Genomic DNA, 9845 nt, shown 5'->3' with positions numbered 1-9845 from the left:
CAGCGCCGTTGAAGTGACGCGTCGGGTTACCAAAAACCAATACCTGACGCGAAAGCGCTGGCTTCAAAACGCGTCACCGAGGGCCGTGAATCTTTCAATCACTCGCGCGTCGTGCTTGTATACGTCTAGGCGACGCGTGAGGTGAGCAACACCCGGCAGCGGGCAGCACGCGCAATCAACAGATTGAGTAGGGGTGGCAGGACTTGAACCCGCGACAAAGGAATTATGAGTTCCCTGCTCTAACCAACTGAGCTACACCCCCGGCGGGTGGCAGACGCGGGCTGCTGGGCGGTTTCAAAGGTCCAGGGCAATCGCGAACTGCGGCAACATGATCGCAGCTGGCCAAGCGATGTGTCAATCGCGCCTGCCGCGACAGGGGGCAAGGACACCCTGCCATCTTCCCGGCGTGTGAGAGGGATCGAATTGATCTCACCTTGATCTCACCGCAAACCCCTCTGCTTCAACAGGCCACTGCCCCTCTCTGGAGAACACAGCGTTTGCGAGCAGCGCGAATCAGAGGATCAAAGCTAGGTCACAAAAGAAAACACGCAATTTTTGTGCGCCTACTTTCGGCACTTCACGCGTATTAAAGGAGTGCAACCGATCCAAGTCGGACTACCCTCATTATCGGTACGATTCCTTCAAGTTTTGTGAGCACTCATAGCTGTGACATCTGTTCTTCTGCTTGCTGCCAATCAGAGTTTCTGGCAGAAAAGAACTTGCCTGTTTGTAAATCGTTAATTGGTCCAATGTTTCGTTCAGCCTCCCTCTATTGCGTGTTGTTGATCATGTTTGCTGCTCCGGCAGCGAATGCAGGGATCTTCTTTGACGATGCGCCGATGATCAGCCATGCTCCGGCGAGCGTGATTGAATCGCAACACGTCCATCAACCGCGCTGGAGATTGGGGTCGCGTCTGTTTGGCAGGCACCACCGCCCGCTGTTTGCCGCCGATGGGAACTGCATGTCCGATGACCCCTGTGGCCAGAATCCATGCCAGTGCCATCAAGAGTGCGAAAACATTTGCTGTGGAACCTGTGAGTACGCCTGTGAATGCATGGCGACACCGGCGGACCCAACATTCACATCGTCTTACGGCGGTGGCTATGGCGGCGGTGGTGGTTTCGGGTTCTCAGGCGGTTTTCTGCCACTGGGGTTTGCAGCGATCGGCATTGCCGCTTTGACCAACGACGATTCGGATCCTCCTGGAACCGGTGGTCCGCCACCGACGAATCCGCCATCTCCCGATCCGCCGGGGGGCGGGCCGCCCAATCCACCGGGACCTCCGCCGCCGGACCCTCCGCCGCCGGAACCACCGGAACCTCCGTTCCCGCCGCCGCCTCCTCCACCGCCACCAACGCCTCCCGAAGGCGAGCCGCCGCCAGACGGCCACGCGCCGGAGCCGGCGTCGATGGCCATTTTCCTGGCTGTTGGTTTGAGTGGCTTGTGCGTGCGGCGTCGTCGCCGCTGATCAAGCTGCACCGAGACGACTTCCTGTGCTGATCTTCCTGTGCTGATCGTGCAACGAAGACTGATTTGCTAGCGTCGGGAGAGTCATTTCGCGGCCGGATTTCCGCCATCGGCCGTTGGTTCGATCCACTCCTACGGTTAGATTGCAGGGTATGGATGCCACTGCAAAAAAACTGCCGACGATTCGTCAATTGCCACCGAACTTGATCAATCAAATCGCCGCCGGCGAAGTGATCGAGCGGCCGGCATCGGTGGTCAAGGAACTGCTGGAAAACAGTGTCGACGCCGGGGCCACGCGGATCGAGGTTTCGATTGTCGGGGGCGGGACCGAGCTGATTCGAATCAGCGATAACGGCTGTGGCATGTCGGCCGAGCAATTGCCACTGGCGTTGGCCAGCCATGCGACTAGCAAACTGCCAACCGACGAATCCTTGTTTCACGTCAGCACGCTGGGGTTTCGCGGCGAGGCGTTGGCATCGATCGGCAGCGTATCTCAGCTGACGATCCGCAGCCGCACCGACGGCGATGACGCGGGAAATGAAATCCAGGTGCGTGGCGGAGTGATTGAATCAGTCCAGCCCTGTGGCTGCCCGATCGGCACGGTGATGGAGGTGCGCAATCTGTTCTTCAACACGCCGGTTCGGCATCGATTTCTAAAGACCGCACAGACCGAGAAAGGCCACATTGTCGAGGCGTTCACGCGAATCGCATTAGCCAATTCACGCATCCATTTTGTGCTCAACAACAATGACAAACCGCTGTACGATCTGCCGGTCACGGATCGTTGGAGCGATCGAATCAGTGCGTTTTTTGGCGGTGAAATCGCAGAGTCGTTGATTCCGATCAACAGTGACGACTCTCAAATTCGTGTGCACGGTTACGTCTGTGACCCGTCGGTCAGCCGCGGCAATTCCCGGATGCAGTATCTGTTCTTGAACGGCCGTCACATTCGCGACCGCTCGCTGCAACATGCGCTCGGCGAGGCCTACCGTGGCCTGCTGATGGTGGGGCGCCACCCGGTTTCGTTCTTGCGAATGTCGATGCCGCCGGAACTGATCGATGTCAACGTGCACCCGACGAAACTGGAAGTGCGTTTCACCGACGGCGGACGAGTCTACAGTCGATTGCTACAAACCCTGCGACATCACTTTTTGTCGACCGACATGACGCAGCGGGTTGGCCCCCAACCAGCGCTCAGCGAACAAGAATTGGCGGCCACACCACCGAGCCAACTGGGGATGCCAATGCGGGCCGAACAAGCCCATCGGCAATCGGTGATCCAGTGGGCGCGAACCGGAAACGATCCCTCCGACGTGTTTGTCTCACCAGCCTCCAATGACGCAGCCCCAGCTGTGACCGGCAATCCATCAACATCCCCGCTGGGAGGTGTTCCGGCGTTTCAGCCCTATCCCGGATCCCCCTCCATCACGCAACCCGGCGGCAACGATCACGTTGCACCGTGGGATGGGGATCCAACCAGTAGCGTTCCATCAAAGGCTGAACCCCAGACCGGCGATGCCCCCGCCGGTGAAACCGACGACCAGGCGGACACCGCGGGGATCGACCGTCCCAGCGTCTGTTACCTGGGCTTTCAAGTCCACAACCGATACCTGGTCACCCAAGATGAAAGTGGGATGGTGGTGATCGACCAGCACGCGCTGCACGAGCGGGTGTTGTACGAGCGCATCAAAACCAAAGTGCTCGAAAGTGGTCAATCACTCGAATCCCAGGGGTTACTCGTCCCTGAACCGGTGTCGATGACCGCGGCCGAACGCACGGCAGTGCTCGACCACCAAGAAACATTGGCCAAGATCGGCATGGACGTCGAAGAGTTTGGTGGCGAAACGATTGTGATTCGCGCCTACCCGGCGATGCTAAAGAACACTTCACCGGCGGACATGTTGCGGACCCTAATCGAATCCGTACTCGGTGGTGGCAAACAGCCCGAACCGATTGAATTGTTAAACCACCTGCTGTCGACGATCGCCTGCAAAGCGGCGGTCAAAGCCGGGGACCCGCTGCGCCCCGAAGAGATCCAAGCGTTGCTTGAACAGCGTGGCCTGTACAACGACACGCACCATTGCCCACATGGCCGACCGACGGCATTGTTTTTTAGCCGCGATGAACTTGATCGGATGTTCGGCCGCTTGGGGCCGCGAGCGCGAACGACCAAGTGAGCCTGATTTTTGCATGGGCTGACCGCCGCCGTCGCAAAGCGCTAGAATAGGGTCTGAGTGATCCACTGATCTCCTGCTGGTGCGGGAGAAACTGTCTCCTTCAATCGCGAATTGATGCAAAACGAACCCCACATCATTCTGTCGGGAACCGATCCGGATCTGCCTCGCAAGGTGGCCACGGGGATCGGTCGTTATTCGGGGCTACGTGAAATCGCGCGTGGCGGAAATGGTGTCTTGAAAGCCGGATTTGATCCTGTCACCGGTCGAACCGTTGCGATCAAAATGTTGCATCCGGAAAACCGCGGTGTCCCCAACGAGCGGCGGCGGTTGTTGCGCGAGGCTCGTGTGACCGCTCAACTGCAACACCCCAACACCGTGCCGGTCTATGACATCGGCAACGATTTGGTGCATGGCATTTACTTCACGATGAAGCGAATCTCAGGTGAAAACCTGTTCGAAATCTTGAAGAAAATTGCCCGCGGTGACCAGCAAGCCATCAGCCGCTTTTCGCCCGTCAATCGCGTGTCGGCGCTGGCCGACGCCTGCCAGTGCCTGGCCTATGCCCACACGCGTGGCGTGATTCACCGCGACGTCAAACCAGAAAACATTTGGCTGGGCAACTTTGGCGAAGTCTACTTGTTGGATTGGGGAACCGCCAAGGTTTGGGGTTCGATGGAGGACCAAACGGTCACTCGCTATGACGCCACACAATTGCGTAAAGCCGAAGACGAACAGCAACTGCTGACGCTGACCGGTGGCGGCCAACGCCCCGGCACACCGCTGTACATGTCGCCTGAACAGATCCAGGGAACCCGCAGTATCGACGAACGCAGCGATATTTTTAGCGTCGGTGTTTGTCTGTATGAATTACTGGCGATCCGCGAACCGTTTCGCGGTGCCAATATCGACCAAACGTTCCAAAACATCATCTCCGCCGATGTGCCGCCGCCGAGTGAAAAATCACCGGATCGACACATTCCCAAAGCGGCCGACGAAATCGTGATGCGGGCGCTGAAAAAGAAGCCCACCGATCGTTACCAATCGATGCGCGAATTGATCGAAGACATGCGTCACATGATTCCTCAATTGGAACAGGACTGATCCAACTCGATGTGCGGAATCACCGGATCCGTTTGGCAATCAGAAGCGTCAGCGATCGATCGCGCGCAGTTAAAACGGATGACCGATGTGATGACACATCGCGGTCCCGACGACGAAGGCCACTGGATCAATCACGACCATCGTGACGGCCAGGGTCGACAGCACGGTGTGGCGCTGGGGTTCCGTCGCCTGTCGATCATCGACTTGGCAGGCGCCGCCCAACCGATGGCCAACGAAACCGGCGACATCCGCGCGGTGTTCAACGGCGAGATCTACAATTACAAAACGCTGCGAAGACGACTCGAAGGCAGCGGGCATCGGTTCACCAACGATGGCGATGGCGAAACCATCGTGCATCTGTACGAAGATCTGGGCACCGATTGCTTTGCCGAATTCAATGGCATGTTCGCCATCGCCATCTGGGATGCCCGCCGCAGTCGATTGGTGCTGGCGCGTGACCCGATCGGCCAAAAACCGTTGTACTACGCCGTGGTCGGTGATCGACTGGTGTTTGGCAGCGAATTGAAGTGCCTGGCCGAAGTCCCCGGGATCTGCAACGAAATTGATCCCGCCGCGATCGACGAATTCCTGACCTATCAATACATCCCGCATCCGGGCACGATCTGGAAGGGCGTCCGCAAATTGCCACCGGGACATTTTGCGGTGTTCGAACAAGGCAGGTTGCGGCTGCAGCGCTACTGGGATTTCGATCCTAAAATTCAACAAACGATCTCGCCAAGCGACGCCGCCGAACGCCTGCGAGAGTTACTGACCGACTCGGTGCGGCTACGACTGCAGAGTGACGTGCCACTGGGTTCCTTTCTGTCCGGTGGGATCGATTCCTCCCTGATCACCGCGATCGCACAGCAACAGCGTGACACACCGATTCGCACCTTCAGCATCGGTTTTCCGATCGCTGATTTTGACGAAACCGGGTATGCCGCCCAAGTCGCACAGCACTTGGGGACCGACCACCAGCGGTTTGAAGTTCAACCGAGCGGCGTGGACATCATCGATCAATTGGTGTGTCATTACGATGAACCCTTCGGGGATTCCTCTGCCGTGCCGACTTGGTATCTGTCCGAATTAACACGTCGCGAAGTCACGGTGGCACTCTCAGGCGACGGCGGCGATGAACTGTTTGCCGGATACGAACGATATCGCGCCCTGTGGCTTAGCAGTCGCCTGCAACGGATCCTGCCGGTCCACCAGATTCCAGGCATCGGGATGGTCCAGCGACTGCCGGACAACAATAAACAACGTTCGTTGTCGCGGCGGGCAAAACGATTCCTGGAGGCCTTTGGCCAACCCGCGTCGCGTCGCTATCTGAATTGGTTGCAGATCTTTCCCGAATCGATGCGGGCCGATTTGTACACCGATGACTTTGTGCGACAGTTGCCCGGCGATGATCCGTTTGAATTTTTGGAATCGGTATGGAAGCGCAGCGAGGGTCGCGATGTGGTGACCCAAGCCTCGATCTCGGACCTGCTTTCCTACCTGCCCTGTGACCTGTGTACCAAAGTCGACATCGCCTCGATGGCTCATTCGTTAGAAGTCCGTCAACCGATGCTGGATCATCGCGTGGTCGAATTCGCCGCGTCGCTGCCGGTGCAATTGAAATTTCGCGGCCGACGCGGCAAGCTGCTGTTGGAAGACGCTTTTGGTTCGATGATCCCCCGTTCGATCTTCAACCGCAAGAAGATGGGTTTTGGGATTCCGATCGGCGCGTGGTTTCGAAACGAACTCAAGCCGATGGTCCAGGACAGGCTGCTCAGCGACGATGCTCGGATCGCGCCCTACTTTCGACGCGAGATGGTGCAGCGATTGGTCGACCAACACCAGCGGATGGAACACAACCACGGCTATCGATTGTGGAACCTGTTGATCCTGGAAACCTGGTTGCGCCGCTGGAGCGACAAGTAGGCCAGGTGCAACCTGGCGCCAGGTTGCACCGGTCTCTCTCGCGACCATGCCAGGTTGCACCTGGGCTGACTATGAAAAAACGCCGATGGCGGGGGGACCATCGGCGTATTGGGAAGTGTCAAAGACGAGTGATCAGCGGTTGACCGCTAAGCACTCTTGGTCGCTGGCATGGTGAACAACTTGTGTTTGCCGGCAACCACATCTTCGTCGATCGTGTACACCTTGCCTTCTTCTTGTTCCGGCAATTCGTACATGATGTCCAACATCACTTCTTCCAAAATCCCACGCAACCCTCGGGCACCGACGCCTTTGTTAAGGGCTTTGTGAGCGATTTGGTGCAAGGCACCATCGGTGAAGTTCAGTTCGCAGTTTTCCATTTTGAATAGGGCCTGGAACTGCTTGGTCAACGCATTTTTGGGTTCGCGAAGCACCTGCACCAGGCCTTCGACATCCAATTCTTGCAGGTAGCTGACGACCGGCAAACGACCGACCAATTCGGGGATCAAACCGAACTGCATCACGTCTTCGACTTGGATTTCGGCGACCAGTTCACTGTGGGTTTGCTCGTTCAAGCGACCCGCACCGTCACCAAACCCGAGGGTTTTGTGGCCCAGTCGGTTACGAATGATGTCTTCGATGCCGACAAAGGTTCCGCCGACGATGAACAGGATGTTGCTGGTATCCAGCTGGATGTACTGCTGCTCGGGATGTTTCCGTCCGCCCTGTGGCGGCACATTCGCAACGGTCCCCTCGAGCATCTTGAGCAGACTTTGCTGGACACCCTCGCCGGACACATCCCGAGTGATCGAGACATTGCCGCCGGTCTTGCCGATCTTGTCGACTTCGTCGATGTACAAAATTCCGCGCTGGGCGGCTTCGACATCAAAGTCCGCAGCGTGCAACAGTTTCAGCAACAGGTTCTCGACGTCTTCACCGACATAGCCGGCTTCGGTCAATGTGGTTGCATCACCGATGGCAAAGGGAACGTCCAACATTCGGGCGAGCGAACGGGCCAGCAAAGTCTTGCCGCTACCGGTCGGTCCGACCAACAGGATGTTACTTTTTTCGATTTCCACATCACCACCACCGTTCCATTCACTGGTCAGGCGTTTGTAGTGGTTGTGAACGGCGACGGCCAACACACGTTTGGCCGACCCTTGACCGATGACATATTCGTCGAGGTGTTCGACGATTTTTCGCGGCGAAGGGATTTCATTGAACAGCTGCTTGCTCGGTCCGCGACGACGCTCTTCCTGTTCCAAAATGGATTGGCACAGTTCGATGCATTCGGAACAGATATAAACGTCGCCGGGCCCTTCGACCAATGGGCCGACGTCACGATAGCTCTTTCGACAGAATGAACAGAAGGCATTCTTCTTGTTCGTCGGCGAACTACTGCGAGTGGTGCTGTTGTTATCCTTGACGGGCATAAACGACTCCTTGTGCGCCATCAACACTCGCCTGATCAAACGACCGCGTAGGGAAGTCGCAGTGGGCGGTGGCAAAGCCACTGCCAGCTGCGGTACGCATCCAGCCGTCAATCAAGTCGTGCCGTTGAGAGCTTCAAACGGTTCGGCCCACAGCTCAAGCATCATCTTTTGCGTCAGTGCTGGGAAGAAGATGAGACGAACGAGTGTTCTGTCATCTGCTTCCGAGCGGGAGGTGAGTTAAAAGAGTCGTCCGTAACGAATGCCTGAGCCCTGGTTGGTAAAACTAGTGGGTAAGGTGCTTCCGAAGCCGATTGCCCATTGGAATTGGGAGGGCCAACTGCGGAAAGGTCGCATCCCGGCGAAGGGTAAATTGATTCGTCAATGAATCAACGGGAGGTTTTGCTTTGAAGGAGTCATTCTTTTTCATCACGATCGGAACGCCTGTCGGTGTCCGATCCTGTCACAAGAGCTTCTCCTTCATCGCTCGTGCGGGCTGCTGCCTGTATTGTTCGGAATTCCGCCTCGCTGATGTCACCTTTCAAACGCATTTCTTGCAAGTTTAAAGGCTCGTCAACGCTCGGATCCCAGTCTTCGCTGGTGTAGTCGCGCAACCTTGCCACGAGGAAAAATGCGGCCGTAGATAGGATGATCAAAATCAGCAGTGCAAGACCAGCCTTCACTGCCGGATCACTCAACAATTCCATCACCATCGTCTCTATTGGTCACGCCTTGGCAAAAGGTCTCCGCGAGTATTTACGTCCAACGTCCGAAAACACCGGGGGAACAAATTCATGATAGGACTGTCCAACCCACATGGTCCAGCAGATTCACCCTCGTGAAACACTTTTTTCGTGTTTCACGGCCGCTACGTCAATGACAATCCGCTGACGCAGCGGCTCGCTACGCGGGTTGATCCAACAGCGCCAGCGCCTCAGCGGCCAACGCCATTCCGAATCGTCCATGCCCACAGGCACGAAAGATCGCCGGCCCGCCAAATCCACTTTGCGTCATGACTTCCCAGACCCGGCGCAGATCAATGTCCCCGTGTCCGAACCGCTGATCACAACCGCGTTCCAGATCCGGTTCACACAGATACACGCAGGTCAAACGGTGCTGAAGTCGCGCCAATCGTGCACCAATCGGAAACTCACCCCCCAGCAGCATCTCACCGACATCGGCGGCCAACCCCAGCGACGTGTCGGATCCCAGCCACTGACCAAAACGTTCGAACTGGGCCACCGTTGCGATCGCATGCCCGGCAACGGGTCGGATCGCAGCGGCGACATTCAGTGTGGATGCCAACTGAGCCAGTGGGCTGATCGCTGCGGCCAAACGCTCCAACGTTTCTTCGCCGTGCGAATCGGGGTCTTGATCGCCGTGGCCGGCCGCGCGCACGCGACCGCTGGAAAATGTCACCGCTGCAGGACACATCGGCGCGGTTTGGCGAATCCATTGCTCTACTCTCGCGATGGCCTGGTCCCGCTGGCGGTCATCCAGACTCGCCAGGGAAAACGGTTCACGGCAATCGGGGTCGTCAAAAAACGGCGCATCCAGATCAATCACCAACGCCATCTCGTGCTCGGCGGCAGCCGCCGCGATCGCTGCGGAAGCGGACTGGAACCAGGGCGATTCGATATCCCAGGCTCCACGCCGTGGCCGCAGTGCCACAGCAGAAAATCCCAGCGCCGACAGCTTGGGAATCAACATCGCTGCGTCATGGAATTCAAGACTGCTGCAGTGAAACCC

7 protein-coding genes and 1 tRNA gene are annotated in these 9845 nt (G+C 57.4%); 4 read left to right on the top strand and 4 right to left on the bottom strand.

Translation table 11 applies throughout. The features are described from left to right. Positions 1 to 188: 188 nt before the first annotated feature. Positions 189 to 262: transfer RNA gene (locus NHH03_RS25085), tRNA-Ile, on the bottom strand. 487 nt (positions 263 to 749) lie between these two features. On the opposite strand from NHH03_RS25085, the gene NHH03_RS25080 reads away from it, so the two are divergent. The 4 genes from NHH03_RS25080 to asnB all read left to right on the top strand — a co-directional run bounded on the left by NHH03_RS25080 (position 750) and on the right by asnB (position 6669). Then, positions 750 to 1469: a PEP-CTERM sorting domain-containing protein gene (locus NHH03_RS25080; protein WP_253160950.1), complete on the top strand. Its 720-nt coding sequence runs from the start codon at positions 750 to 752 to the stop codon at positions 1467 to 1469. 151 nt (positions 1470 to 1620) lie between these two features. Beyond that, positions 1621 to 3645 (top strand): DNA mismatch repair endonuclease MutL, encoded by a 2025-nt coding sequence (gene mutL / locus NHH03_RS25075; protein ID WP_253160948.1) that lies wholly within the window; start codon positions 1621 to 1623, stop codon positions 3643 to 3645. 114 nt (positions 3646 to 3759) lie between these two features. Next, on the top strand, positions 3760 to 4746 hold the full coding sequence (locus tag NHH03_RS25070; protein ID WP_253160946.1) for a serine/threonine protein kinase: 987 nt from the start codon (positions 3760 to 3762) through the stop codon (positions 4744 to 4746). 9 nt (positions 4747 to 4755) lie between these two features. Further along, positions 4756 to 6669, top strand: coding sequence for an asparagine synthase (glutamine-hydrolyzing) (asnB, locus tag NHH03_RS25065; RefSeq protein WP_253160944.1), 1914 nt, complete (start codon positions 4756 to 4758; stop codon positions 6667 to 6669). 146 nt (positions 6670 to 6815) lie between these two features. Here asnB and clpX read toward each other — a convergent pair whose 3' ends face one another. From clpX to NHH03_RS25050, 3 genes are all read right to left on the bottom strand, one after another. After that, positions 6816 to 8099 carry an ATP-dependent Clp protease ATP-binding subunit ClpX gene (clpX, locus tag NHH03_RS25060; protein WP_253160942.1) on the bottom strand — a complete coding sequence of 428 codons (1284 nt, stop codon included), beginning with the start codon at positions 8097 to 8099 and terminating at the stop codon, positions 6816 to 6818. A 413-nt stretch (positions 8100 to 8512) separates the two neighbouring features. After that, complete coding sequence (locus NHH03_RS25055) at positions 8513 to 8803, bottom strand: hypothetical protein (RefSeq protein WP_253160940.1); 291 nt, start codon at positions 8801 to 8803, stop codon at positions 8513 to 8515. A 196-nt stretch (positions 8804 to 8999) separates the two neighbouring features. Then, complete coding sequence (locus NHH03_RS25050) at positions 9000 to 9806, bottom strand: sugar phosphate isomerase/epimerase family protein (protein WP_253160939.1); 807 nt, start codon at positions 9804 to 9806, stop codon at positions 9000 to 9002. Positions 9807 to 9845 lie beyond the last annotated feature (39 nt).

Origin of the sequence: Stieleria tagensis, from assembly GCF_024129865.1 — a bacterium.
GTDB classification, from domain to species: Bacteria; Planctomycetota; Planctomycetia; order Pirellulales; family Pirellulaceae; genus Stieleria; species Stieleria tagensis.
The sequence above is the reverse complement of the archived record's forward strand: the minus strand, read 5'-3'. Positions and strand labels throughout refer to the sequence as shown.